Origin of the sequence: Pseudomonas oryzihabitans NBRC 102199 (assembly GCF_000730625.1) — a bacterium.
Lineage (GTDB): Bacteria > Pseudomonadota > Gammaproteobacteria > Pseudomonadales > Pseudomonadaceae > Chryseomonas > Chryseomonas oryzihabitans.
Map to the genome: position 1 here is coordinate 374,645 of NZ_BBIT01000009.1, position 25,408 is coordinate 400,052.

Below are 25,408 nucleotides of genomic sequence, written 5' to 3' on the forward strand. Positions count from 1 at the left end.
GTTGACTCCTGCGTAAAGCGCAAAGGTGTAGCCTGGGTCAGAACGTCTGACCCAGCGAGAACTGGAAGACCTGCGGATCGGAGTTGCTCGGCTTCTTGACCGGCACGCCCAGGCTGAAGCTCAACGGACCGAGGGCGGTAACCCAAGTCACACCGACGCCGACGGAGCTGGCCATATTCGAGAAGCTGACGTCGCCGCAGTTTTTGGTCGAGTTCAGGTAGCACTTGGTGCTGAACACGTTACCCACGTCCCAGAAAAGCACGGTCCGCAGGGACTTCTGGTCCTTCACGAAAGGCAGAGGGAACAGGTATTCCATACCGCCGGTGATCAGGACGTTGCCACCGAAGGCCTCGTCGTTCTCCCGATCACGATAGCCCTGACCTTGGGCGCCATACTTGGTACCCAATTCAGGTCTTTCAGGATCTTTATATTGCGGAGGCGTTGTACGCGGCCCCAGGCTGCTGTCTTCGAAACCCCGTACCGAGTTGAAGCCGCCGGCGTAGTAGTTCTCGTAGAACGGCAGGCCATCGGTGCTGCCATAGCCGTCGCCGTAACCCAGCTCGGTATGGAAGCGCAGCGCCGTATTGTCGGTCAGCGGGGTGAACAGCTGGCCGCGATAGTCAAGCTTGTAGAAGCTCAGGTCGCTGCCCGGGATGGTGATCTGGCCGGTCAGGCTCTGGGAGGCCCCACGGGTGGGCAGGACGCCACGGTTCAGCGTCGAGCTCGACCAGCCGATGCTGGCCTTGAAGTTGGTGAAATTGTCCCCTTCGCGCTCGACGAAATCATAGATCTCGTCGGCACTGTAGGTACCGGGATTGATCTCGTCGTTCTGCACGCTCAGACCATAGGTCAGGCGCGAGGTCTCGCTGATCGGATAGCCCAGAGTGACACCGGTACCCAGGCTGTTGATCGAGTAGTAGGAGACGTCACTGTCGTACAGTTTGCTGTAGTCGGTGCTGCGATAGAAGATGTTGTAGCCCAGGCTCACGCCATCCGGCGTGAAGTAGGGATCGGTGAAGCTGAAGTTGTAGCGGCTCTGGTACTGGGAACGGGTCAGACCGATGCTGACCTGATTGCCGGTACCCAGGAAGTTGTTCTGGCTGATGGAACCACCCAGGATCAGACCGGCGCTCTGGGCGAAGCCGATGCTGGCGGTGATGGAGCCCGACGGCTGCTCTTCGACGTTGTAGTTGACGTCGACCATGTCGTCAGTGCCAGGTACCTGGGGCGTCTCGACCTTGACTTCCTTGAAGTAGCCCAGGCGCTCGAGGCGGGTCTTGGACTGGTCGATGAGGTAGGTGGAAGCCCAACCGCCTTCCATCTGGCGCATCTCGCGACGCAGCACCTCGTCCTCGGTCTTGGTGTTGCCGCGGAAGTTGATGCGATTGACGTAGGCACGCTTGCCCGGATCGACCACATAGGTGAGGGACACGCTGTGGTCGTCGTCATGGGGCTCGGGCAGGCCGTTGACGTTGGCGAAGGTATAGCCTTCGTTACCCAGCCGGCGGGTGATCAGGTCCGAGGTGCTGGTCATGACCTTGCGCGAGAAGACCTGGCCCGGCTGGACCAGCATCAGTTTGCGCAGCTCTTCCTCCGGCACCTTGAGGTCGCCGGACAGTTTGACTTCACGAACGGTGTACTTCTGCCCTTCGTTGACATTGACCGTGATGTAGACGTGCTTCTTGTCGGGCGTGATGGACACCTGGGTCGAGGTGATGTCCATGTTGATGTAGCCGCGGTCCAGGTAATAGGAACGCAGGCGCTCGAGGTCACCCGCCAACTTTTCCCGGGAGTACTTGTCATCGTTGCGGAAGAACGACAGCCAGTTGCTCGGCTTGAGCTCGAACAGGGAGGTCAGGTCATCCTCGGCGAAGACCGTGTTGCCCACCACGTTGACGTGGGAGATGGTCGCCACCTCGCCTTCGTTGATGGTGATCTTCAGCTGCACCCGGTTACGGGGCTGCGGCACCACCTCGGCGTCGATGCTGGCGGAGTAGCGACCCTGGGCGACGTACTGGCGCAGCAGTTCGTTGCGCACGCCTTCCAGCGTCGCGCGCTGGAAGATCTCGCCTTCGGCGAGACCGGCCTGCTTGAGACCCTTCATCAGGTCGTCGCTGGAGATCGCCTTGTTGCCTTCCAGGGTGATGCTGGAAATGGAGGGACGCTCGACCAGGTTCACGACCAGGACGTTGCCGTCACGACCCAGCTGGATGTCCTGGAAGAATCCGGTACGGAAGAGCGAGCGGGAGGCTTCGGCCAACTTGTTGTCGTCGACGGATTCGCCGACATTGAGCGGCAGGGCACCGAAGACGCTGCCGGACGATACTCGTTGCAGTCCGTTGACGCGGATATCGGAGATGGTGAAGGACTCGGCGTGTACCTCGCCGATCATCAGCGCGGCTATTACCGCAGGTAGCAGCAGGCGTTTCATGAGTCCCTTTTATTCCAACTGGCAAATAAAGAATCTGCCGCACTGGGCGGCAGATTCGGCAATCAGCAGAGTGTCAGAGGCGACCGAGGTCATTGACCAAGGCCAGCAGCATCACACCCACGACGAGGCTAATACCGATCTGCATGCCCCATGTCTGTACACGCTCGGACAAGGGCCGCCCGCGAATCCACTCGACGAAGTAGAAGACCAGATGACCGCCGTCGAGCACAGGGATAGGCAACAGATTCAGAACCCCCAGGCTTATGCTCAGGTACGCCAGAAAATTGAGGAAATCCCCCAGGCCTGACTGAGCTGAAGCGCCCGCCACTTTAGCAATGGTTATCGGCCCGCTCAAGTTTTTTACCGACAGCTCTCCCAAGAGCATCTTCTTCAGGGAAACCAGTGTCAGCACGCTCATCTGCCAGGTTCGGCTGATACCTTCGCCCACGGCCGCCACGGGTCCGTAGCTGATTTCGCGAACCATTTCCGCTGGCCACTTGACCGGCGCCACACCCGCACCGAGGTAACCGGTCTCGGCGCTATCGACGCGCCGCGCGCCCAGGCGCAGGGACAGCTCGCGTCGCTGACCCTCCCGCTCATAGCTCACCTTGACCTGCTGATCCGGGTGCGCCCGCACCCAGTCCACGGCCTGCTGCCAGTCACCGATGGGCGTATCGTTCAGGGCGATGAGGCGATCACCCGCCTGGAGGCCGGCGGCTTTCGCCGGACCGGCCGGATCCAGCTCGGCGAAGATGGCCGGAATCTGCGGCCGCCAGGGCTTGAGACCAAGCGCCTGGATCGGGTCCGGATCTTCCGCGCCGCGCAGCCAGTCGTCGAGCTGGATGACCGCGTTCTGCTCGGCAGTGGTGCCCGGGACCCGGTAGCTCAGGCGTAGCGGACCGCTTTCACCCAGGCGATCGACCAGGCGCAGATTGACCGCCGACCAGCTGTCTACCGCCGCGTCATCGACCGCGGTCAGTTCGGCGCCCGCCGGGATACCCGCGGTGGCAGCCAGGGTATCAGGCGTGACCGATCCCACCACCGGACGCGGCTGCTGGGAGCCGAGCATGGCCAGCACCCAGAAGAACAGGATGGCGAGCAGGAAGTTGGCGATCGGACCGGCGGCGACGATGGCGATGCGCTGGCGTACCGTCTTGCGATTGAAGGCGGCATGCTGTTCTTCAGGCGCCACCGGCGCTTCGCGCTCGTCCAGCATCTTCACGTAGCCGCCCAGCGGGATCGCCGCCACCACGAACTCGGTGCCCTGGCGATCGTGCCAGCGCAGCAGCGGCTTGCCGAAGCCCACGGAGAAGCGCAGGACCTTGACGCCGCAACGGCGCGCCGTCCAGAAATGGCCATACTCGTGGATGGTAACCAGGACGCCCAGGGCGATCAGGGTTCCCAGAATCGTATAAAGGATGGACATTGGCTGCCTCCGCTACCTCAGTGTGCAGATTCTGCGGACTCGTAGGCCAGGTGTCGAGGCGCGGGATCAGCGTCTCGACAGCCACTCCCGAGCCAGCTGCCGAGCGGTGCTATCGGCCGCGAAGACCGTGTCGAGATCGCTGGCCGGACAGGGCTCGACAGCCTTGAGCACCGCTTCGATCAGCTGCGGGATCTCGGTAAAGCCCAGTCGCCCCTCGAGAAAGGCCTCGACGGCGACCTCGTTGGCCGCATTCAGCGTGGCCGGCATGCAACCACCCGCCTGAGCCGCTTCCCGCGCCAGCCGCAGGCAGGGAAAGCGTTCTTCGTCGGGCCGCTCGAAGTCGAGCCGGCCGATCTCGAACAGGTCCAGCGCCGCGACGCCGGAGTCGATGCGCTCGGGCCAGGCCAGGGCGTGGGCGATAGGGGTGCGCATATCGGGATTGCCCAGCTGGGCCAGCACCGAGCCATCCACGTAGTCCACCAGCGAATGAATCACGCTCTGGGGATGGATGACCACCTCGACCTGCTCCGGCGTCGCCTCGAACAGCCAGCAGGCCTCGATCAGCTCCAGCCCCTTGTTCATCAGGGTCGCGGAGTCCACCGAAATCTTGCGCCCCATGGACCATTTGGGATGGGCACAGGCCTGATCCGGCGTCACCCCGGCCAGTTGTTCGGCCGGTGTCTCGCGGAACGGGCCGCCCGAGGCGGTGAGCAGGATGCGTCTTACGCCCTTGCGGGCCAGGCCGGGTGTCGCCGGATCGGCCAGGCACTGGAAGATGGCATTGTGCTCACTGTCGATGGGCAGCAGGGTCGCGCCACTGGCCTGCACGGCCTCGATGAAGAGCGCGCCGCTCATGACCAGGGCTTCCTTGTTGGCCAGCAGTACGCGCTTGCCGGCCTTGACCGCCGCCAGGGTGGGCTTCAGACCCGCCGCGCCGACGATGGCCGCCATGACGGTATCCACCCGGGGATGGGCCGCGATGGCCTCCAGGCCACCCTCCCCCACCAGGATCTCGGGGCGGGCTTCAGCCCCTTGCAGCAAAGCGGCCAACTGATCGGCGGACGCCTGATCCGGCACGGCTGCATAGACCGGCTGGAAACGCCGGCAGAGGTCTGCCAGCTCGCTCAGTCGACGATGCCCGCTGAGGGCGAAGATGCGATAGCGATCGGGATACCGGGCCACGACATCCAGGGTGCTGGCGCCGATGGAGCCCGTCGCACCCAGGACACAAAGCTGCTGGAGACTCACTGGACACCCCAGCCGGCCCACCAGAGCAGCAGGGCGAACAGCGGTACGGCGGCCGTGAGGCTGTCGATGCGATCCAGCACGCCACCGTGCCCCGGCAGCAACTGGCTGCTGTCCTTGAGCCCGGCCTGACGCTTGAACATGCTTTCGGTGAGATCACCCACTACCGAGATCAGCACCACGCAGGCGGCGCCGATGAGTGCCTGCAGGAGGTCGCCCAGGCCCCAGCCACGGACCAGACCAAGCACCAGAGTAGCCACCAGCGCGGCGGCCAGGCCGCCATAGAGACCTTCCCAGCTCTTGCCCGGACTCACGGCCGGCGCCAGCTTGCGCTTGCCAAAGGCCCGCCCGGAAAAATAGGCGAAGATGTCGGCCAGCCACACCAGCATCATCACTTCGAGAATCAGCAGATTGCCACCCGGTGCCGCCTTGAGCAGCATCAGCCCCTGCCAGGCCGGGACCAGCACCACCAGACCGATCAGCAGGCGCCGCCAGGAGGCCTGCCAGGCGCGAGCGCTATCGGGATAGGTGAGCACCAGCACCGTCGCATAGAGCCACCAGGCCAGGCTGATGAACAGCAGGCCATGGGCACCGGCGGGGAGCCACCAGCAGAGCAGCAGCGCCAGCGCGACCACGGCGGCATAGGCGCAACGCAGCGGCTGGGCTTCCAGACCCGCCAGCCGCGCCCATTCCCAGGCGCCCAGGACCACGACCGCACCGATGAACAGGGCGAAAGCCGCCCCTTCCAGCCAGAAAAATCCGGCCAGGGCGATGGGCAGGAGCACCATCGCCGTGATAACTCGCTGCTTCAGCATTAGGCGCGTAGCTCCGCTTCCACCTGTTCGCAGGTCCGGCCAAACCGCCGCTGGCGGGTGGCAAAGTCCGCCAGGGCGGCGTGCATGGCCTCGTGCTTGAAGTCCGGCCAGAACAGGTCGGAAAAATACAGCTCGGCATAGGCGATCTGCCAGAGCAGGAAGTTGCTGACCCGACGCTCGCCACCGGTGCGGATGCACAGGTCGGGCAGCGGCAGGTCGGCGGTCGCCAGACAGCCTTGCAGCAGCTCCGGCGTGATCTCACCCGGCTGCAGCGAACCCTGCTGGACCCGCGCCGCCAGCTGCTGGGCGGCCTGGGTGATATCCCACTGCCCCCCGTAGTTGGCGGCGATCTGCAGCACAAACCGGGTGTGATGGGCAGTGAGGGCCTCGACTTCCGCCATGGCCGCCTGCAGTTCCGGATGGAACAGCGAGCGATCGCCGATGATGCGCAGCCGGATGCCATTCTGGTGCAGCTTCTTCGCCTCCCGCCGCAGGGCGGACAGGAAGAGCTCCATCAGGGCGCCGACCTCGTCGGCCGGACGCCGCCAGTTCTCGCTGGAAAAGGCGAACAGCGTCAGTACCTCGACGCCCGCATCGCCGCACACCTCGATGACCGCGCGCACGGCGTCCACTCCGGCCTTGTGACCGGCGACGCCCGGCAGCAACCGACGGCGCGCCCAGCGATTGTTCCCATCCATGATGATCGCCACGTGACGCGGCACCACCTTGCCTGGCTTGCTCATGCCCATGTTACGTCCCAACCGTTGTCAAACAGCCATCAAGTCGGCTTCCTTGGCCTCCAGAGCCTTGTCCACCTCGGCGACGAATTTATCAGTCAGCTTCTGGACTTCATCCTGAGCGCGACGATCCTCGTCTTCACTGATTTCCTTTTCCTTGAGCAGATCCTTGAGCTGAGCCAGGGCATCGCGACGGATGTTGCGCACGGAAACCCGCGCCTGCTCGGCCTCGGCACGCGCCTGCTTGGTGAAGCCCTTGCGGGTCTCTTCGGTCAGCGCCGGCATCGGCACGCGAATGGTGGTCCCGGCGGTGGCCGGATTGAGGCCCAAGTCGGAGGTCATGATGGCCTTCTCGACCGCCTGGATCATGCTCTTGTCGAACACGCTCAGGGCCAGGGTCCGCGAATCCTCGACGGTGACGTTGGCCACCTGACGCAGCGGGGTGTCGCTGCCGTAGTAGGACACCATGACGCTATCCAGGATGCTTGGATGAGCGCGTCCGGTACGGATCTTGGCAAAGGCGTGGCCCAGGGCTTCCAGGGTCTTGGTCATGCGCGTCTGCGCATCCTTCTTGATCTCGTTGATCATGCTGCTCCCTCCTCGATCAGGGTGCCCTCACCACCGCCCACCACGATATTGAGCAGGGCGCCGGGCTTGTTCATGTTGAAAACCCGCAGGGGCATGCTGTGGTCACGGCAGAGACAGATGGCCGTGAGATCCATGACACCCAGCTTGCGGTCGAGCACTTCGTCGTAGGTCAGGCGCTCGAATTTTTCGGCATTGGGATCCTTGAAGGGATCGGCCGTGTATACACCATCCACCTTGGTGGCCTTGAGCACCAGGTCGGCCTCGACCTCGATGGCGCGCAGGCAGGCGGCAGAATCGGTGGTGAAGAAGGGGTTGCCGGTACCGGCGGAGAAGATGACGACTTCGCCATCCTTCAGCTGACGCAGGGCCTTGCGCCGATCGTACTGATCGGTCACGCCGACCATGGAGATGGCGGACATCACCGTGGCGGGAATGTTGGAACGCTCCAGGGCGTCGCGCATGGCCAGGGCGTTCATCACCGTGGCCAGCATGCCCATGTGGTCACCGGTCACCCGATCCATACCGGCAGCGGACAAGGCCGCGCCGCGGAACAGGTTGCCACCGCCGATCACCAGACCGACCTGGACACCGATACCCACCAGCTGGCCGATCTCCAGCGACATGCGATCCAGCACCTTCGGGTCGATCCCGAAGTCTTCACTTCCCATCAGGGCTTCGCCACTGAGCTTCAGCAGAATACGCTTGTAACGGGGTTGGCGACCACTCATCTGCTGTGCCATTCACTCTCTCCTGTGGCGATGAACATGTGCGGGGGATTTTGATCCAGCGATAGGAAAGCGCAACCGCAGTTGCGTTCACTCCAATCGGCAAAAAACTCCTTGGAAGAGCAGAAATCAGACCTGCCTTCCAATTTGACAAAGAGGCCGCGCGCTCGAAGCGGGCGGCCTCCTGGTCAACGGCAGATGCCGGGCTTACTGCTTGCTGGCAGCCAGCTGGGCAGCCACTTCGGCAGCGAAGTCGACTTCGGCCTTCTCGATGCCTTCGCCCACTTCGTAACGCACGAAGGAGACGATTTCGGCGCCGGCTTTCTTGGCCAGTTCACCGACCTTGACTTCCGGATCCTTGATGAAGGGCTGCTCAACCAGGCTGGCTTCGGCCAGGAACTTGTTGATACGACCCTTGACCATGTTCTCCACGATGTTTTCCGGCTTGCCGGCGATCTTGTCGGCGTTCAGCGCCAGGAAGATTTCCTTTTCCTTGGCGACAGCTTCTTCGGAAACCTGGGAGGGATTCAGGAACTGGGGATTGCTCGCCGCGACGTGCATGGCGATTTCCTTGGCCAGCTCGGCGGTGCCACCCTGCAGGGTAACGACCACACCGATGCGGTGACCGTGGAGGTAGGCGCCAACGACATCGCCTTCGACACGGGTCAGACGACGGATGTTGACGTTTTCGCCGCACTTGGCGACCAGGGCCTCACGGGCGGCTTCCTGAGCGGCGATCAGCGGAGCGGCATCGCTCATCTTCTCGGCGAAGGCCTTGTCCAGGCTGGCGGCGACGAAGCCCTTGAAGTCGTCCTGCAGAGCCAGGAAATCGGTCTGGGAATTGACTTCGATGATGACGGCAGCCTTGTGGTCGTCAGCGACCTTGACCGCGATGGAGCCTTCGGCAGCCACGTTACCGGCTTTCTTGGCGGCCTTGATGGCGCCAGCGGCACGCATGTCGTCGATGGCTTTCTCGATGTCGCCACCGGCAGCGGCCAGGGCCTTCTTGCAATCCATCATGCCTTGGCCGGTGCGCTCGCGCAGTTCTTTGACCAGGGCTGCAGTGATTTCTGCCATGTTTGAAATCCTCTTGAATCGGTTTCGAGGTCACTCCGCACGGAGACGGAGCCAATGAAACGCCAGTAGGCAAAAAGGGGGCTAGGCCCCCTTCTCGCACGTCGAACCGCTCGACCCTAGGGTCGACCTGCTCAGCCCTCGACGGCTTCGGCAGCGGTTTCTTCGACGAATTGCTCGTTGGCACCGCCGTTGTTGCCGCCACGGATCACGGCATCAGCAACGCTGCTCAGGTACAGCTGAACGGCGCGGAAGGCGTCGTCGTTGCCGGGGATGACGTAGTCAACGCCTTCCGGGCTGCTGTTGGTATCGACTACGCCGATGACCGGGATACCCAGCTTGTTGGCTTCGGTGATGGCGATGCGCTCGTGGTCGACGTCGACGACGAACAGGGCATCCGGCAGACCGCCCATGTCCTTGATACCACCCAGGCTGCGCTCGAGCTTCTCGAGGTCGCGGGTGCGCATCAGGGCTTCTTTCTTGGTCAGCTTGTCGAAAGTACCGTCCTGGGACTGGACTTCCAGATCGCGCAGACGCTTGATCGAGGCACGGATGGTCTTGTAGTTGGTGAGCATGCCGCCCAACCAGCGATGGTCGACGAAGGGCTGACCGCAACGAGCGGCTTCTTCGCGAACGATCTTGCCGGCGGAACGCTTGGTGCCGACGAACAGGATCTTGTTCTTGCCGGAAGCCAGGCGCTCAACGAAGGTCAGGGCCTCGTTGAACATCGGCAGGGTCTTTTCGAGGTTGATGATGTGGATCTTGTTGCGCGCGCCGAAGATGTACTTGCCCATCTTCGGGTTCCAGTAACGGGTTTGGTGGCCGAAATGCACGCCGGCTTTCAGCATGTCACGCATGGAGACTTGAGACATTTAGATGTTCCTCGTAGTCGGGTTGGGCCTCCACGCATCCCAATGACCAACTTCCCATCGGGAAGCACCCAGGTCATCGTGTCGATGCGTGTGTGGGGTTAGGAGCGCTAAAGGGCGGAGCCCCGAAAAAGCGCGCGACTTTATATCACGCCTTGCCGGATACCACCAGCGGCGATTGCCGGATACCGGAGATCCGGGGCCGCGCTGGCGGCCACAGTGCGGGCGCCGGCTCTGATAGAATAGCGGATCGAAAGCTGACACCCGGCGTGATACCTAGAGATTTCCGATGACCGTCATCCTCAAGACCCCTGAAGACATCGCCAAGATGCGCATCGCCGGCCAACTGGCCGCCGAGGTGCTCGAAATGCTGGACGAGCACGTGCGTCCCGGCATCACCACCGAAGAACTGGATCGACTGGCCCACGACTATATCGTCAACGTGCAGCAGGCCATCCCCGCCCCGCTGAACTACAAGGGCTATCCCAAATCCATCTGCACCTCGCTCAACCATGTGGTCTGCCACGGCATTCCCAATGACAAGCCGCTCAAGAGTGGCGACATCATGAACGTGGACATCACCGTGATCAAAGACGGCTACCACGGCGACACCAGCAAGATGTACCTGGTGGGCGACGTGCCCGAGTGGGCCGAGCGCCTCTGCCAGATCACCCAGGAATGCCTCTACAAGGGCATCGACCTGGTCCGCCCCGGGGCGCGCCTGGGCGATATCGGCGAGGTCATCCAGAAGCACGCCGAGAAGAACGGCTTCTCGGTGGTTCGCGAATACTGCGGCCACGGCATCGGCAAGGGCTTCCACGAAGAGCCGCAGGTGGTGCACTACGGTCGCGCCGGCACGGGCCTCGAGCTGCAGGCCGGGATGATCTTCACCATCGAGCCGATGATCAACCAGGGCCGCTACGAGACCCGCCTGCTGGGCGATGGCTGGACCGCCATCACCAAGGACCGCAAGCTGTCCGCGCAGTGGGAGCACACGGTGCTGGTCACCGAACAGGGTTACGAGATCCTGACCCTCAGAAAGGACGAAACCTTTCCCCGCGTTTCTGCGTGAGTGAGCGCCCATGCCCCAGGTCGATTCGGAGTTGTTCGACGCCGGCCAGTTCCAGGCTGAGCTTTCGCTGAAAGCCAGCCCCATCGCGGCCTTCAAGAAATTCATCCGGGCCGCGAACGCCACCCTCGATGCCCGCTTCCTGGCCGGGCGCAGCGTGCGCCGGCTGGTCGAGGATCGCGCCTGGTTCATCGACCAGATGCTGATCGCGGCCTGGAGTCGCTTCAGTTGGCCGGACGATGGCATCGCCCTGCTCGCGGTGGGCGGCTATGGCCGTGGCGAACTGCATCCGCACTCGGACATCGACCTGCTCATCCTGCTCGCCGAAGAAGAGCAGGAGCGCTTCCGCGATTCCATCGAAGGCTTCCTGACCCTGCTGTGGGACGTGGGCCTGGCCGTGGGGCAGAGCGTCAGATCCCTGCGCGAGTGCACTACCGAGGCGCTGGCCGATCTGACGGTGATCACCAACCTGATGGAAAGCCGTACCCTCGCCGGCCCCGAGCACCTGCGCCAGGCGATGCTGGCGGCCACCAGTGTCGAGCACCTCTGGCCGGGACGGGCCTTCTACCTGGCCAAGCGTGCCGAGCAGAGTGCCCGACACGCCAAGTACAACGACACCGAGTACAACCTGGAACCCAACGTCAAGGGTTCCCCGGGCGGCCTGCGCGACATCCAGACGCTGCTGTGGATCGCCCGGCGGCAATTCGGCACCCTCAATCTGCAGGCCCTGGTGGGCCAGGGCTTTCTCACCGAGAGCGAGTGCAGCCTGCTGATCTCGGCCCAGGAATACCTGTGGAAGGTCCGCTACGCCCTGCACATGTTGGCCGGTCGCCCGGAGGATCGCCTGCTGTTCGACCATCAGCGGCGCATCGCCAACCTGCTCGGCTACGAGGACAACGACGCCAAGCTGGCGGTCGAGCGCTTCATGCAGAAGTACTACCGGGTGGTGATGGACGTCTCCCAGCTCAGCGACGTGGTGATGCAGCACTTCGAGGAAGTGAATCTGCGCGACGAGCAGCTGCCCGCCGCGGTGACGCCGCTCAACAACAGATTCCAGATCCGCAACGGCTATCTGGAGGTGGTGCATCCGCAGGTGTTCCTGCGCACCCCCTTCGCCCTGATGGAGCTGTTCGTCCTGCTGGCGCAGAATCCGGCGATCAAGGGGCCCAGCGCCGGCACCATCCGCCTGTTGCGCGACAGCCGCCACCTGATCGACGACGCCTTCCGCCAGGACATTCGCAACACCAGCCTGTTCATCGAACTGCTCAAGAGCGAATCCGGCATCCATCGCAATCTGCGGCGGATGAATCGCTACGGATTGCTGGGGCTCTACCTGCCCGAATTCGGCCAGATCGTCGGCCAGATGCAGCATGACCTCTTCCACATCTATACGGTGGACGCCCACACCCTCAATCTCATCAAGCACCTGCGCAAGATGAGCTACGACGTCCTGGCGGAAAAGTATCCGCTGGCGACGCGGGTGATCCACAAGCTGCCCAAGCCGGAGCTGATCTACATCGCCGGTCTCTACCACGACATCGCCAAGGGCCGTGGCGGCGATCACTCGGAACTGGGGGCGGAAGACGTGGAAGCCTTCGGTCGCCGTCACCAGTTGCCGGAGTGGGACACCCGCCTGGTCAGCTGGCTGGTGCGCAACCATCTGGTGATGTCCACCACCGCCCAGCGCAAGGACCTCTCCGATCCCCAGGTGATCCACGACTTCGCCCTGACGGTGGGCGACCACACCCATCTCGACTACCTGTACGTCCTCACCGTGGCCGACATCACCGCGACCAATCCGTCGCTGTGGAATTCCTGGCGCGCCACCCTGCTGCGGCAGCTGTACACCGAGACCAAGCGTGCCCTGCGTCGTGGCCTGGAGAATCCGGTCAATCGCGAAGAGCAGATCCGCAGCACCCAGCAATCGGCCCTCGACACCCTGATGCGTCGCGGCATCGATGCCGATGACGCCGAGCAGCTGTGGTCGCAGCTGGGTGACACCTACTTCCTGCGGCATACCGCGCTGGATGTCGCCTGGCACACCGAGGCCATCCTCGGCCACGGCGATACCGCCGAGCCCCTGGTGCTGATCCGCGAGACCACCCAGCGTGACTCCGAAGGCGGCACCCAGATCTTCATCTATGCCGCGGACCAGCACGACTTCTTCGCGGTGACCGTGGCGGTGATGGACCAGCTCAACCTGAACATTCAGGACGCGCGCATCATCACCTCCACCAGCCAGTTCACCCTGGACACCTACATCGTGCTGGATACCGATGGTGGCTCGATTGGCAACAATCCCGCGCGCATCGCCCAGATCCGCGGCGGCCTGATCGAGGCGCTCAAGCATCCCGAGGAATACCCGAGCATCATCAACCGGCGCGTGACCCGCCAGCTCAAGCATTTCGCCTTCTCGCCCCAGGTGAACATCTATACCGACACCATGCGCTCGGCGAGCCTGATCGAGCTGACGGCGCCGGACCGCCCCGGTCTGCTGGCACGGGTGGGCCGCATCTTCCTCGACTTCGACCTGTCCGTGCTCAACGCCAAGATCGCTACCCTCGGCGAGCGCGTGGAAGACGTCTTCTACGTCACCGACGCCGATGGCCGTCCGTTAGCGGATCCCGGTCTGTGCAGCGCCCTGCAGCAAGCCCTGATCAAGCAGCTGGGCGAGCCGGACAGCCAGACGCCACTCAGCCGCATCAGCATCTAGCCTCGAACGAAGGACCACCCGACGATGAACCCCACCCTCGACCTGCTGCAGCCCTACCCGTTCGAGAAGCTGCGCGCCCTCCTCGCCGGCGTGACCCCGCCGGCGGCGCTCAAGCCGATTCCGCTGTCGATCGGCGAGCCCAAGCATCCGTCCCCCGCCTTCGTCGCCGAGGCGCTGACGGCGAATTTGGATCAGCTGGCGGTCTATCCGACCACCCTTGGCATCGCCGAGCTGCGCGAGGCCATCGCCAGCTGGGCTGGCCAGCGCTTTGGCGTACCGGCCGGCTGGCTGGATCCGGCGCGTCATGTGCTGCCGGTGACCGGCACCCGGGAGGCGCTGTTTTCCTTTACCCAGGCGGTGGTGGATCGCAGCCAGGCCGGCCTGGTGCTGAGCCCCAACCCCTTCTACCAGATCTACGAAGGCGCGGCCCTGCTGGCCGGCGCCGAGCCGCACTACCTGCCGTGCCTGGCGGACAAGGGTTTCAATCCCGATTTCGACAGCGTGCCGGACGAGGTCTGGCAGCGCTGCCAGCTGCTGTTCCTCTGTTCGCCCGGCAATCCCACCGGCGCCCTGCTGCCGGTGGCCACGCTGAAAAGGCTCATCGCCCTGGCCGATCGCCACGACTTCGTGATCGCCGCCGACGAGTGCTACAGCGAACTCTATTTCGACGAAGCCAGTCCGCCGCCCGGGCTGCTGACCGCCTGCGCCGAACTGGGGCGCAGCGACTTCGCCCGTTGCGTGGTGTTCCACAGCCTGTCCAAGCGCTCCAACCTGCCGGGCATGAGATCCGGCTTCGTCGCCGGCGATGCCGCCATCCTCAAGCGCTTCCTGCTCTATCGCACCTACCACGGTTGCGCCATGCCGGTGCAGGTGCAGAAGGCAAGCGCCGTGGCCTGGCGCGATGAAGCCCATGTCCGCGAGAACCGCGAACTCTATCGGCAGAAGTTCGCCGCCGTGCTGGACATCCTGCAGGGCAGCCTGGAGGTGTCACTGCCGGACGGTGGTTTCTATCTCTGGGCCAGGACGCCGGGCGATGACGAAGCCTTCGCTCGCGATCTGTTCGCCCGCGAACATGTGACCGTGGTGCCGGGTTCCTACCTGTCGCGGGAAGTCGCGGGCGTCAATCCGGGTGCCGGACGGATCCGCATGGCCCTGGTCGCCCCTCTGGCCGAATGCGTGGAAGCGGCGGAGCGCATCCGCCGCTTCTGCCAGGGCTAGCGGTTGCCCTGATCGCGCATCAGCGCGGTCTCCTGGATGTCCAGCTCCCGGAGGAATTCGGTGACCACCAGGTCATCGATCACGCCGGCGATACGCAGCCGATAGAGTTCACGGCGCTGGGCACGGATGGCGAGCAGGCGCAGCTCGCCATCCAGGGTGTCCCGCAGACGCGCCAGCGAACGGGCATCCTCGCTGTCATCGGCGGAACTCAGCTCGTCACGGAATTCGGCGATGATGCCTGCCTTGATCTCCGCCTGCAGCGCCGCCCGCGCCGGCTCGTCGGCATCGCTGGACTCCACGTCTTCCAGTGCCGTGATGGCGGCGCGGGCGGCGTTGATCCGCACCTCGCAGCGTTCCCGCTCCAGCAGGTCGTTGGATTGCTCCGGCAGCCGCGCCAGCAGCAGCGGAATACCGATGCTCGCCACCACCAGGGACAGCAGAATCACCCCGGCGGCGATGAACACCAGGACGTCACGCAGGGGAAAGGGCGTGCCATCCGAGAGCAGCAGCGGCAGCGACAGCACACCGGCCAGGGTCACGGCGCCGCGCACCCCGCTGAGGGAGGCGATGGCGGCGATCAGGCGCGGATCGCCCGCGATGGTCATGGGTCCGCTGCCAGGCTGGGTCAGGTGCCAATAGCCGAGGATGACCCCGAAGCGGATGGCCATGATTACCAGATAGGCACCCAGCACATAGAGCGTCAGCCAGCCCGCGGCCGGCCAAAGCGCCTGGGAAGCCGGCAGGGCCGCCGCCAGGATGTCCGGCAGTTGCAGCCCCAGGATCAGGAACACCAGGCCGTTGAAGGCGAATTCCACCAGTCCCCAGACGCTGTGGTTGAGCAAACGGGTGGCGGTCTGCCGGGGCAGCATGTCGACCCGGCTCTGCATCATCCCGGCGGCCACGGCGGACAGGATGCCGGAAACGCCCAGTCGCTCCGCCAGCACATAGGCGGCGAAGGGCAGCAACAGCATGAAGACCACATGGGGCGCGGCATCGCTCCAGCCGCGCTTCACCACCATCCAGGCGCGCGCCCGCCCGACCAGCCAGCTCAGCACGCCACCGACCAGCACGCCGCCCACCGCGACGATGACGAATTCCAGACTGGCCTGGCTCAGCGAAAAGGCGCCGGTCAGGGCCGCCGCCACGGCGAACTTGAAGGTCACCAGACCCGAGGCGTCGTTGAGCAGGGCCTCGCCCTGGATCACATGCAGCAGGGCGCTGGGCAGCCGGCCACGGACGATGCTGGACACCGCCACGGCATCGGTGGGCGACAGCACCGCCGCCAGGGCGAAGGCCACCGCCCAGGGCAGGTGCAGCATCCAGTGCAGGAACCAGCCGGCACCCAGCACCGTGAGGAACACCAGGCCGAAGGCCAGGACGAAGATCGGTCGGCGCAGCCGCCAGAATTCGCGCTTGGGCATGCGCCAGCCATCGGAGAACAGCAGCGCCGGGATGAACAGCAGCAGGAAGAGTTCCGGGTCCAGGGCCACGTGCAGCCCCAGGGTGGGCCAGGCGAGCAAGGCGCCGACCACCACCTGGATCAGCGGCAGCGGGATGGGAATCAGATGGGCGCTGAGTCGGGTGGCACCCACCATCAGCAAGAGGATCAGAGCGGTATAGAGAATCTGCACGGTGGTCTCGTGGTCAGGGCACCGGTCGCGGTGCCAGATACAGGAGATGCATCCCGCGGGAGTGGGGACACGTCGACCTCGAGTTGTTGGGACTGATGTCCCCGGATTTGGTTTTACCCAAACTTTACCCGAGGCGATCTAGGCGACTGGCCACCGTTGCGGTCTGATAGACATACCCGGTTTCATTTCCCCGGGTCGCAGGAGAAAGATCATGCTACGTCGCATCACTCAAGTCGTGGTGCTTGCCGGTTGCCTCGCCATCGCCGGTCAGGCGTCCGCCCACGGTCGTGGTCCCGGTCCGGCCTTTCTCGGTGCCGTAGTGGGTGCCGTGGTCGGCGGAGCCATCGTCTCCCATTCCTACGCCCGCGAGCCGGTCTACGTTGAAGGCCCCCCGCCGCCTCCGCCGCCGCGCGTGGTCTACTACGAGCCGGCACCGGTCTACGAATATCGCGTGGTGGAACCCCGCCCGGTGTACTACGGCCCGCCGCCCGGCGCCTACTACTACGGCCCACCACCGCGCTGGTAAGGCCCATGAAAAAACCCGCCTCTCGGCGGGTTTTTTCATGGCTGGACGCCCTAGACCACCTGACGCCGACGCAGGACGTCGAGGATCTGCTGGACCCCCTCCTCCACCGACAGCTGCTCGGTGTCGATCACCAGATCGGCATCTTCCGGTGCATCGTAGGCGAAGGAGATACCCGGGATGTTGTCGCCACCGGCGGCATAGAGACCCTGGGGATCACGCTCGGCGCAGGCCTTGGGCGACGCCTTGACGTGCACGGTCAGCAGACGCTCGGCACCGATCAGCGCCTGGGCCTGGGCACGGCCCTCGGCATCCGGCGCGACAAAGGCCGCCAGGGCGATCAGACCCGCTTCGTTGAACTGGCGGGCTACCTGGGCGGCACGCAACCAGTTCTCGCGACGCCCGGCGCGATCCTGTGGCAGACCCTTGTTCAGGTCGTGGCGCAGATTCTGACCGTCCAGCACGAAAACCGCACGACCGGCATCGAACAGACGACGCTCCAGGGCATAGGCCAGGGTGGTCTTGCCGGCGCCGGAAAGGCCGGTGAAGAGCACGGTGCTGGGCTGCTGACCGAAGCGCGCGGCCCGCTCGCTGGTGCCGACGTGCAGCTGGTGCGCGCCCTGGCCATGACCGCCCCTGCCCACCGGGTCGGCGATGATCATGCCGGCACCGACGGTGCCATTGGTCAGGCGATCGATGACGATGAAGGCGCCGGTGGTGCGGTTGACGCCATAGCCATCCAGGGCGATGGACGCATCGAGAGCCACCTTGACCCGGGCGATCTCGTTGAGCTTAAGCTCGCTGGCGGCGCCACGTTCCAGGGTATTGACGTCAACCGTGTGCACGATGCTCGGCAGCGAGCCGGGCACGTAGCTGGTGGCGCGCTTGATGTCGTACTTCTTGCCGGGCCGCATGGGTTCTTCGGCCATCCACACCAGCATGGCCTCGAAGCTGTCGGTGACCTGGGGACGGTTGTCGGCATGCACCAGGACGTCGCCCCGGGAGATGTCGATCTCGTCTTCCATGGTCAGGGTCACCGCCTGGCCAGGTCCGGCCTGCTCCAGCTCGCCTTCGTAGGTGACGATGGACTTGATGCGGCTGCCCTTGCCCGACGGCAGGACCACCACGGCATCGCCCTTGGTGACCACGCCCGAAGCCAGGGTTCCGGCGAAGCCGCGGAAGTTGAGGTTGGGCCGGTTGACGTACTGCACCGGGAAGCGCAGATCGTCGAGATTGCGATCCGCGGCGATCTCCACGGTCTCGAGGATTTCCATCAGCGGCTTGCCGCTGTACCAGGGCGTCTGCTCGCTGCGATTCACCACGTTGTCGCCCTTGAGCGCCGACATGGGGACGAAGTGGATATCCTTGGCGTTGAGGTCGATACGCTGGGCGAAGGCCAGGTAATCGTCCTTGATGCGCTCGAACACCGCCTCGTCGAAGCCCAGCAGATCCATCTTGTTGATGGCGACCACGATGTGCTTGATGCCCAGCAGCGAAGCGATGTAGCTGTGCCGGCGGGTCTGGGTCTGGATGCCGTGACGGGCATCGACCAGGATGATCGCCAGGTCGCAGGTGGAGGCCCCGGTGGCCATGTTGCGGGTGTACTGCTCATGGCCGGGGGTATCGGCGATGATGAACTTGCGCTTGGCGGTGGAGAAGTAGCGGTAGGCCACGTCGATGGTGATGCCCTGCTCGCGCTCGGCCTGCAGGCCGTCCACCAGCAGCGCGAGATCGACTTCTTCGCCGGTGGTGCCGACCTTCTTGGAATCGCGGGTGATGGCTTCCAGGTGATCCTCGTAGATCATCTTGGAATCGTGCAGCAGGCGCCCGATCAGGGTGCTCTTGCCGTCGTCGACGTTGCCGCAGGTGAGGAAGCGCAGCAGTTCCTTGCGTTCGTGCTGTGCGAGGTAGGCCAGGATGTCCTGGCCGATCAGATCGGATTGGTGCGACATCTTAGAAATACCCCTGACGTTTCTTCTCTTCCATGGATCCGGCGCCATCGTGGTCGATGACCCGGCCCTGGCGTTCGGAGGTGCGGGTGAGCAGCATCTCCTGGATGATGTCCGTCAGCGTGGTCGCCTGGGACTCCACCGCGCCGGTCAGGGGGTAGCAGCCAAGGGTACGGAAGCGCACCTGGCGCTTGTGGATGCGGGCCTTCTCCTCGGGCGAGAGGTGCTCGAGGATACGGTCGTCGTCGATCATGAGCAGGGTGCCGTTCTTCTCGATCACCTCGCGCTCGGCGGCGAAGTACAGCGGCACGATCGGGATGCCTTCGAGGTAGATGTACTGCCAGATGTCCAGCTCGGTCCAGTTCGACAGCGGGAAGACGCGGATCGACTCGCCCTTGTTGGTCTTGCCGTTGTAGATGTTCCACAACTCGGGACGCTGGTTCTTGGGATCCCAGCGGTGCTTGCTGTCCCGGAAGGAGTAGACGCGCTCCTTGGCGCGGGACTTCTCCTCGTCGCGGCGGGCACCGCCGAAGGCGGCGTCGAAGCCGTACTTGTCCAGCGCCTGCTTGAGGCCCTGGGTCTTCATGATGTCGGTGTGCTTGGCACTGCCATGGGTGAAGGGGTTGATGCCCTGGGCGACCCCTTCCGGATTCTTGTGCACCAGCAGATCGAGGCCCATGTCGGCGACCATGCGATCGCGGAATTCGTACATGGCCTGGAATTTCCAGCCGGTGTCCACGTGGAGTACCGGGAACGGCAGCTTGCCGGGAAAGAAGGCCTTGCGGGCCAGGTGCAGCATCACGGCCGAATCCTTGCCGATGGAATACAGCATGACCGGATTGTCGAACTCGGCGGCCACTTCACGGATGATGTGGATGCTTTCCGCCTCAAGCTGTTTGAGGTGCGTCTGTTTGTCGAGCATGGCTACTCACGATTGCAGAAAGGTGGCCTAGGAGATGTCCGTTGCGGCATCCAGTCGACTGGACACACCGGACAGAGCGGGCCGTGGACGAACCTCAACCTTACCATAGGCAACGGTTATGGCCCGCCAGGCTATTTAGAACCAGAAGTTCTATGCTTATGACGCTCAGGCGGGATTGTCGCAGTCGATGAAGAGGTGCTGGATCCCCAACTGCGCGGCCAGATGGTCGCCCAGCGCCTGCACCCCGTAGCGCTCGGTGGCATGGTGGCCGGCGGCGAAGAAACTCACGCCGTTCTCGCGAGCGCTGTGCACCGTCTGCTCGGACACCTCTCCGGTCAGGTAGGCATCCACTCCGCCGGCGATGGCCTGGTCGATATAGCCCTGGGCGCCACCGGTGCACCAGGCCAGGCGTCGGATCGAGCGCCCGCCGTCGACCACCAGCGGCTCGCGCTGCAGCACGTCCGCCACCTGCCGACCGAAGTCCGCGGCGGATTGCGCCTGCGGCAACTCCCCCTGCCAGATCAGCCCCTTGGCATCGCCTGGCAGCGGCCGGATATCCTGCAGCCCCAGGCGGCGTCCCAGCTGGACGTTGTTGCCCACCTCGGGATGGACATCCAGGGGCAGGTGGTAGGCCAGCAGGCTGATGTCATGGCTCAGCAGCGTCTTGATCCGCCGGTGCTTCATGCCGATGAGGCGGGCATCTTCGTTCTTCCAGAAATAGCCATGGTGCACCAGGATGGCATCGGCACCGGCGGCGACGGCGGCGTCCAGCAGCTGCTGGGAAGCCGTGACGCCACTGACCAGCAGGCGCACCTGCTCACGGCCCTGGACCTGCAGGCCGTTGGGGCAGTAATCCTGGATCCGGGCCGATTCCAGGTAGCGGTCGGCGGTCTCTACCAGTTGCTCAAGGGACAGGGTCACGTGCGGCTTACCTCCTCGTTGGCGGCGCCAGCGTGTCTTCGGCTGGCGCCGCTCCTTATAATGGCCGCCAGCTTATCCGGCGCACCCCGGGTGGACAAATTCAAGGATGTGATCGATGTACAAGGCTTTGCGTTATCTCGGCTGGCCCGTGCTGTGCGGTCTGCTCGTTGCAGCCCTGATCATGCAGCGCTATCCCCAGTGGCTCGGCCTGCCCGCCCAGCCGCCGCTGTTCGAGGCCGCCCAAGCGCCCGCCAATTCGCGCCAGGAGGGACCGGTTTCCTATGCCGACGCGGCCAGTCGCGCCGCGCCCGCGGTGGTGTCGTTGCGCTCGACCAAGGCCGCCAAGCCGGGCAAGGCCGGGGATACGGCCAGCGACCGCAAGGGCGCGACCAAGCCGGTGGAAGAACTCAGCCTGGGTTCCGCCGTGCTGATGAGCCATGACGGCTATCTGCTGACCAACAACCACGTGACCCTGGACGCCGAATCCATCGTGGTGGCCCTCGCCGACGGGCGCCAGACCCTGGCCAAGCTCATCGGCAACGATCCGGCCACGGACCTGGCCGTGCTCAAGATCGACCTGCCCAACCTGCCGGCCATCTCGGTGGGCGATTCGACCGCCATCCGCATCGGCGACGTGGTGCTGGCCATCGGCAACCCCTTTGGCGTCGGCCAGACGGTGACCATGGGCATCATCAGTGCCACCGGTCGCAACCAGCTGGGTCTCAATACCTACGAGGACTTCATCCAGACCGATGCGGCGATCAACCTGGGCAATTCCGGCGGGGCGCTGGTGGATGCCAGCGGCAATCTGATCGGCATCAACACCGCCATCCTCTCCGGCGGCTCCCAGGGCATCGGCTTCGCCATCCCGATCAAGCTGGCCATGGAGGTCATGCGCTCGATCATCCAGCACGGCCAGGTCATCCGTGGTTGGCTGGGCGTGGCGGTGGAGGTGATCACCCCGGAGCTGGTCAAGACCTATGGCCTCAAGGTCGACCAGGGCATCGTGGTGACCGACATCGATCCCGATGGACCCGCGCACAAGGGCGGTCTGCGCGCGGGCGACGTGCTGGTCAAGCTGGCTGGCCAACCGATCAGGGACGGCCGGCTGGCGATGAACCAGATCGCCCGCAAGCAGCCTGGCGACAGCATCCCCATCGAGGTGCTGCGCCAGGACAAGACCGTGCAGGTCAAGGTGACCGTCGGGATGCGCCCCCTGATGGAGAAGGCGCGCTAGGCTCAGAGGGTGTCGAGGGCCGTGATCAGCGCCTGATTCTGCGTCGGCGTGCCGATCGTGATGCGCAGGAAGTCGGCGATGCGCTCGGGGCGGCTGAAGTGGCGCACGATGACGCCGTGCTCGCGCAAGCCCGCGGCCAGCGCCGCGCCGCCCTTCTGCACATGACGGGCGAAGATGAAGTTGGCGGCGGAGGGCAGGACCTCGAAGCCGCGCTCCAGCAACTGGCCCACCAGCGCTTCGCGACTCTCGATCACCTGCCAACAGGTCTCGTCGAAATAGGCGCGATCCTCGAAGGCCGCGGTCGCGCCGGCCAGGGCCAGGCGATCCAGTGGATAGGAGTTGAAGCTGTTCTTGATCCGCTCCAGGGCTTCCATCAGCGGCGCCTGTCCCAGGGCCAGCCCTACCCGCAGACCGGCCAGCGAACGGGACTTGGACAGCGTCTGGGTCACCACCAGGTTGGGATGGCGCTCGATCAGGGCGACCGCCGACTCCGCCCCGAAGTCGACATAGGCCTCGTCCACCACCACCACCGAGGTCGGATTGCCGGCGACGATACGCTCGATGGCGTCCAGCGCCAGGGCGCTGCCGGTCGGCGCATTGGGGTTGGGGAAGATGATCCCGCCATTGGGGCGCAGATAGTCCTCGGGGACGATCTGGAAATCCTCGTCCAGCTCCGGCGTCTCGAAGGCGATGTCGTAGAGGCCGCAATAGACCGGATAGAAGCTGTAGCTGATGTCCGGAAACAGGATCGGGCGGCCATGGCCGAACAGGCCCAGGAAGATGTGCGCCAGCACCTCGTCCGAGCCGTTGCCGACAAACACCTGGTCGCTCTGGAGGCCGTAGTAGCGGGCGACGGCGTCCTTCAGCGCCTGACCGTTGGGGTCGGGATAGAGGCGCAGGTCGTCGGTGGCCGCGGCGCGAATGGCTTCCAGCGCCCGCGGTGACGGACCGTAGGGATTCTCGTTGGTATTGAGCTTGACCAGGTTGGTCAGCTTGGGCTGCTCACCCGGCACATAGGGCACCAGGTTCTTGACGAAGGGACTCCAGAGCTCGCTCATGCCTGCTCCTCCTGAATACGGTATTCGGCGCTGCGGGCGTGGGCGGTCAGGGACTCGCCACGCGCCAGCACCGAGGCGACCCGGCCCAGCGCGGAAGCGCCCGTAGCCGAGCAGTGGATGATCGAGGAACGCTTCTGGAAGTCGTACACGCCCAGCGGCGAGGAGAAGCGCGCGGTGCCCGAGGTCGGCAGCACATGGTTGGGACCGGCGCAGTAGTCGCCCAGGGCCTCGGCGGTGTAGCGACCCATGAAGATGGCGCCGGCGTGGCGGATGCTGGGCAGCCACTGCTCGGGTTCGGCGACCGACAATTCCAGGTGTTCGGGGGCGATGCGGTTGGCCACCTCGATGGCCTGGGCCATGTCGGTGACCTGGATCAGGGCGCCGCGGCCTTCCAGGGAGGCGCGGATGATCTCGGCGCGCTCCATCTCCGGCAGCAGACGGGCGATGCTTTCCGCCACGGCGTCGAGGAAGGCGGCGTCGGGACTGACCAGGATGGCCTGGGCGTCTTCGTCGTGCTCGGCCTGGGAGAACAGGTCCATGGCGATCCAGTCGGGATCGGTCTGGCCGTCGCAGACCACCAGGATCTCCGACGGGCCGGCGATCATGTCGATGCCGACCTTGCCGAATACGTGGCGCTTGGCGGTGGCGACATAGATGTTGCCGGGGCCGACGATCTTGTCCACCGGCGGTACGCTTTCGGTGCCATAGGCCAGGGCGGCAACGGCCTGGGCGCCGCCGATGGTGAAGACGCGATCGACACCGGCCAAGGCTGCGGCGGCCAGCACCAGTTCGTTGACCTCGCCGCGGGGCGTGGGCACCACCATGACCACTTCTTTTACGCCGGCGACCTTGGCGGGGATGGCGTTCATCAGCACCGAGGAGGGATAGGAGGCCTTGCCCCCCGGCACATAGAGCCCGGCACGATCCAGCGGGGTGACCTGCTGGCCGAGCACGGTGCCGTCGGCCTCCTGGTACTGCCAGGAATCCTGGCGCTGCTTTTCGTGATAACGACGGACGCGCTCGGCAGCGGCTTCCAGCGCGGTGCGCTGCTCCGGCGTGATGCGGGTCAGGGCTTCTTCCAGACGCGCCCGCGGCAGGATGAGATCGCTCATGGCGGTCGCTTCGACGGCATCGAAGCGCCGGGTGTATTCCAGCAGCGCGGCGTCGCCCTGGTGGCGCACGTCGGCGATGATCGCCAGGACCCGCTGGTTGATGTCGGCATCCGACACCCCTTCCCAGCTCAGCAGATGATCCAGATGCTCGGCGAAATCCGGAGCGGCGGCGGCGAGTCGGCGGATGGCGAGCGGAGCGGTCATGGCGGATCCTCTTCAGGAGAGCGAAAGGGGCGCCCGAGAGTAACAGCCGGTTCCGTGTGGGCGCCCGACAATTTGGCTATGGCACGGATAGGCGAAGCTGGAGGGATGCAAGCAGTCTGAGCCGGCATTCGGCATGCCGACCAGGACGTAGAGCCTGTTCAAAGTCTCGCGAGCTAGAGACAAACAAGGCCTAGGCGGCCCCGCAAAAATAGCTGAGGAAGCGGAGTTTACGAGTGGTAAATGAGCATTCCGAAGCCATTTTTAACGCAGTTTGGCCGACGCGTAGCAGGCTTTGAACAGGTTCTCAGGCGCCGCGCGCCTCGACGGCGTGTCTCAGGGTCTCGATGAGGGCCTGAATGCGGCCATGCTGCATCTTCATCGAGGCCTTGTTGACGATCAAGCGCGAGCTGATATGGGCGATCAGCTCCTGGGGTTCGAGTCCGTTGGCCTTGAGGGTATTGCCGGTGTCGACCACGTCGATGATCTTGTCGGCCAGGCCTACGAGCGGTGCCAGCTCCATGGAGCCGTACAGCTTGATGATGTCGACCTGCCGACCCTGCTCGGCATAGTAGCGCTTGGCGACATTGACGAACTTGGTCGCCACCCGCAGCCGGCCACGCGGCGCCGGAGCGCCCACGGCGCCCGCGGTCATCAGCTTGCAGCGGGCGATGCGCAGGTCCAGCGGCTCATAGAGACCGTCGCCGCCGTATTCCATCAGCACGTCCTTGCCGGCCACGCCCAGGTCCGCGGCGCCATGTTCCACATAGGTGGGCACATCGGTAGCGCGGACGATGAGCAGCCGTACATCGTCCTGGGTAGTCGGGATGATGAGCTTGCGGCTCTTGTCCGGATTCTCGGTCGGGGCGATCCCCGCCGCCGCCAGCAGCGGCAGGGTGTCGTCGAGGATACGGCCCTTGGACAGGGCGATGGTCAGCATCGGA

The 25,408-nt window shown here is 64.6% G+C and carries 21 protein-coding genes; 5 read left to right on the forward strand and 16 right to left on the reverse strand.

Annotated elements, in window-relative coordinates; genetic code table 11:
* Positions 1-37: 37 nt before the first annotated feature.
* The 9 genes from bamA to rpsB form a co-directional block, all read right to left on the reverse strand.
* A complete protein-coding gene (bamA, locus tag POR01S_RS12095; RefSeq protein ID WP_007159486.1) occupies positions 38-2,431 on the reverse strand; it encodes an outer membrane protein assembly factor BamA in 2,394 nt (797 codons plus the stop codon).
* A gap of 73 nt (positions 2,432-2,504) precedes the next feature.
* Entirely contained in the window at positions 2,505-3,857 is a 1,353-nt protein-coding gene (rseP, locus tag POR01S_RS12100) for a sigma E protease regulator RseP (RefSeq protein WP_042136066.1), read from the reverse strand.
* A 66-nt stretch (positions 3,858-3,923) separates the two neighbouring features.
* On the reverse strand, positions 3,924-5,105 hold the full coding sequence (gene ispC / locus POR01S_RS12105) for a 1-deoxy-D-xylulose-5-phosphate reductoisomerase (RefSeq protein ID WP_176564512.1): 1,182 nt from the start codon (positions 5,103-5,105) through the stop codon (positions 3,924-3,926).
* Entirely contained in the window at positions 5,102-5,917 is an 816-nt protein-coding gene (locus POR01S_RS12110) for a phosphatidate cytidylyltransferase (protein ID WP_007159489.1), read from the reverse strand. Before POR01S_RS12110 ends, ispC begins: the two co-directional genes overlap by 4 nt.
* Positions 5,917-6,666 carry a polyprenyl diphosphate synthase gene (uppS, locus tag POR01S_RS12115; RefSeq protein ID WP_027602572.1) on the reverse strand — a complete coding sequence of 250 codons (750 nt, stop codon included), beginning with the start codon at positions 6,664-6,666 and terminating at the stop codon, positions 5,917-5,919. Before uppS ends, POR01S_RS12110 begins: the two co-directional genes overlap by 1 nt.
* An 18-nt stretch (positions 6,667-6,684) precedes the next feature.
* Positions 6,685-7,242 carry a ribosome recycling factor gene (frr, locus tag POR01S_RS12120; RefSeq protein ID WP_007159491.1) on the reverse strand — a complete coding sequence of 186 codons (558 nt, stop codon included), beginning with the start codon at positions 7,240-7,242 and terminating at the stop codon, positions 6,685-6,687.
* Positions 7,239-7,982, reverse strand: coding sequence for a UMP kinase (gene pyrH, locus POR01S_RS12125; protein ID WP_007159492.1), 744 nt, complete (start codon positions 7,980-7,982; stop codon positions 7,239-7,241). Before pyrH ends, frr begins: the two co-directional genes overlap by 4 nt.
* 192 nt (positions 7,983-8,174) lie before the next feature.
* Positions 8,175-9,044, reverse strand: coding sequence for a translation elongation factor Ts (gene tsf / locus POR01S_RS12130; RefSeq protein WP_007159493.1), 870 nt, complete (start codon positions 9,042-9,044; stop codon positions 8,175-8,177).
* 131 nt (positions 9,045-9,175) lie between these two features.
* Entirely contained in the window at positions 9,176-9,913 is a 738-nt protein-coding gene (gene rpsB / locus POR01S_RS12135) for a 30S ribosomal protein S2 (protein ID WP_007159494.1), read from the reverse strand.
* A gap of 286 nt (positions 9,914-10,199) precedes the next feature.
* Here rpsB and map point away from each other — a divergent pair, with 286 nt between their 5' ends.
* The 3 genes from map to dapC are packed head-to-tail and all read left to right on the forward strand — an operon-like array spanning position 10,200 to position 14,910.
* On the forward strand, positions 10,200-10,982 hold the full coding sequence (gene map / locus POR01S_RS12140; protein WP_007159495.1) for a type I methionyl aminopeptidase: 783 nt from the start codon (positions 10,200-10,202) through the stop codon (positions 10,980-10,982).
* 10 nt (positions 10,983-10,992) lie between these two features.
* Positions 10,993-13,692 (forward strand): [protein-PII] uridylyltransferase, encoded by a 2,700-nt coding sequence (locus POR01S_RS12145; protein ID WP_027602571.1) that lies wholly within the window; start codon positions 10,993-10,995, stop codon positions 13,690-13,692.
* Between the two features lie 24 nt (positions 13,693-13,716).
* Positions 13,717-14,910 carry a succinyldiaminopimelate transaminase gene (gene dapC / locus POR01S_RS12150; RefSeq protein WP_042136070.1) on the forward strand — a complete coding sequence of 398 codons (1,194 nt, stop codon included), beginning with the start codon at positions 13,717-13,719 and terminating at the stop codon, positions 14,908-14,910.
* Here the strand turns inward: dapC and POR01S_RS12155 are convergent.
* Positions 14,907-16,541 (reverse strand): Na+/H+ antiporter, encoded by a 1,635-nt coding sequence (locus tag POR01S_RS12155; RefSeq protein ID WP_007159498.1) that lies wholly within the window; start codon positions 16,539-16,541, stop codon positions 14,907-14,909. The two genes, dapC and POR01S_RS12155, sit on opposite strands and share 4 nt — an antisense overlap.
* A gap of 211 nt (positions 16,542-16,752) precedes the next feature.
* On the opposite strand from POR01S_RS12155, the gene POR01S_RS12160 reads away from it, so the two are divergent.
* Complete coding sequence (locus tag POR01S_RS12160; protein WP_007159499.1) at positions 16,753-17,067, forward strand: hypothetical protein; 315 nt, start codon at positions 16,753-16,755, stop codon at positions 17,065-17,067.
* A 50-nt stretch (positions 17,068-17,117) separates the two neighbouring features.
* Here the strand turns inward: POR01S_RS12160 and cysN are convergent, their stop codons facing one another.
* The 3 genes from cysN to POR01S_RS12175 all read right to left on the reverse strand — a co-directional run bounded on the left by cysN (position 17,118) and on the right by POR01S_RS12175 (position 20,856).
* Positions 17,118-19,016, reverse strand: coding sequence for a sulfate adenylyltransferase subunit CysN (gene cysN / locus POR01S_RS12165; RefSeq protein WP_027597084.1), 1,899 nt, complete (start codon positions 19,014-19,016; stop codon positions 17,118-17,120).
* Between the two features lies 1 nt (position 19,017).
* The gene (gene cysD / locus POR01S_RS12170; protein WP_007159501.1) at positions 19,018-19,935 is read right to left on the reverse strand and encodes a sulfate adenylyltransferase subunit CysD; all 918 of its coding nucleotides are present in this window, start codon (positions 19,933-19,935) and stop codon (positions 19,018-19,020) included.
* 165 nt (positions 19,936-20,100) lie between these two features.
* The gene (locus tag POR01S_RS12175; RefSeq protein ID WP_027597085.1) at positions 20,101-20,856 is read right to left on the reverse strand and encodes a Nif3-like dinuclear metal center hexameric protein; all 756 of its coding nucleotides are present in this window, start codon (positions 20,854-20,856) and stop codon (positions 20,101-20,103) included.
* Positions 20,857-20,971: 115 nt separating this feature from the next.
* On the opposite strand from POR01S_RS12175, the gene POR01S_RS12180 reads away from it, so the two are divergent.
* Positions 20,972-22,093, forward strand: coding sequence for a S1C family serine protease (locus POR01S_RS12180; protein WP_042136073.1), 1,122 nt, complete (start codon positions 20,972-20,974; stop codon positions 22,091-22,093).
* A gap of 2 nt (positions 22,094-22,095) precedes the next feature.
* Here the strand turns inward: POR01S_RS12180 and hisC are convergent, their stop codons facing one another.
* The 3 genes from hisC to hisG form a co-directional block, all read right to left on the reverse strand.
* Positions 22,096-23,151: a histidinol-phosphate transaminase gene (gene hisC / locus POR01S_RS12185; RefSeq protein ID WP_042136075.1), complete on the reverse strand. Its 1,056-nt coding sequence runs from the start codon at positions 23,149-23,151 to the stop codon at positions 22,096-22,098.
* Complete coding sequence (hisD, locus tag POR01S_RS12190) at positions 23,148-24,467, reverse strand: histidinol dehydrogenase (protein WP_042136077.1); 1,320 nt, start codon at positions 24,465-24,467, stop codon at positions 23,148-23,150. Before hisD ends, hisC begins: the two co-directional genes overlap by 4 nt.
* 304 nt (positions 24,468-24,771) lie before the next feature.
* Positions 24,772-25,404 carry an ATP phosphoribosyltransferase gene (gene hisG, locus POR01S_RS12195; RefSeq protein ID WP_007159506.1) on the reverse strand — a complete coding sequence of 211 codons (633 nt, stop codon included), beginning with the start codon at positions 25,402-25,404 and terminating at the stop codon, positions 24,772-24,774.
* Positions 25,405-25,408: the final 4 nt, after the last annotated feature.

Excerpts from the sequence above, each read along its gene's own strand:
- hisD (WP_042136077.1), bottom strand. The coding sequence starts at position 24,467 with ATGACCGCTCCGCTCGCCATCCGCCGACTCGCCGCCGCCGCTCCGGAT.
- cysN (WP_027597084.1), bottom strand. The coding sequence starts at position 19,016 with ATGTCGCACCAATCCGATCTGATCGGCCAGGACATCCTGGCCTACCTC.
- POR01S_RS12160 (WP_007159499.1), top strand. The coding sequence starts at position 16,753 with ATGCTACGTCGCATCACTCAAGTCGTGGTGCTTGCCGGTTGCCTCGCC.
- pyrH (WP_007159492.1), bottom strand. The coding sequence starts at position 7,982 with ATGGCACAGCAGATGAGTGGTCGCCAACCCCGTTACAAGCGTATTCTG.
- frr (WP_007159491.1), bottom strand. The coding sequence starts at position 7,242 with ATGATCAACGAGATCAAGAAGGATGCGCAGACGCGCATGACCAAGACC.
- hisG (WP_007159506.1), bottom strand. The coding sequence starts at position 25,404 with ATGCTGACCATCGCCCTGTCCAAGGGCCGTATCCTCGACGACACCCTG.
- tsf (WP_007159493.1), bottom strand. The coding sequence starts at position 9,044 with ATGGCAGAAATCACTGCAGCCCTGGTCAAAGAACTGCGCGAGCGCACC.
- bamA (WP_007159486.1), bottom strand. The coding sequence starts at position 2,431 with ATGAAACGCCTGCTGCTACCTGCGGTAATAGCCGCGCTGATGATCGGC.
- rpsB (WP_007159494.1), bottom strand. The coding sequence starts at position 9,913 with ATGTCTCAAGTCTCCATGCGTGACATGCTGAAAGCCGGCGTGCATTTC.
- uppS (WP_027602572.1), bottom strand. The coding sequence starts at position 6,666 with ATGGGCATGAGCAAGCCAGGCAAGGTGGTGCCGCGTCACGTGGCGATC.
- rseP (WP_042136066.1), bottom strand. The coding sequence starts at position 3,857 with ATGTCCATCCTTTATACGATTCTGGGAACCCTGATCGCCCTGGGCGTC.
- dapC (WP_042136070.1), top strand. The coding sequence starts at position 13,717 with ATGAACCCCACCCTCGACCTGCTGCAGCCCTACCCGTTCGAGAAGCTG.
- POR01S_RS12180 (WP_042136073.1), top strand. The coding sequence starts at position 20,972 with ATGTACAAGGCTTTGCGTTATCTCGGCTGGCCCGTGCTGTGCGGTCTG.
- map (WP_007159495.1), top strand. The coding sequence starts at position 10,200 with ATGACCGTCATCCTCAAGACCCCTGAAGACATCGCCAAGATGCGCATC.
- hisC (WP_042136075.1), bottom strand. The coding sequence starts at position 23,151 with ATGAGCGAGCTCTGGAGTCCCTTCGTCAAGAACCTGGTGCCCTATGTG.
- cysD (WP_007159501.1), bottom strand. The coding sequence starts at position 19,935 with ATGCTCGACAAACAGACGCACCTCAAACAGCTTGAGGCGGAAAGCATC.
- POR01S_RS12145 (WP_027602571.1), top strand. The coding sequence starts at position 10,993 with ATGCCCCAGGTCGATTCGGAGTTGTTCGACGCCGGCCAGTTCCAGGCT.
- POR01S_RS12110 (WP_007159489.1), bottom strand. The coding sequence starts at position 5,917 with ATGCTGAAGCAGCGAGTTATCACGGCGATGGTGCTCCTGCCCATCGCC.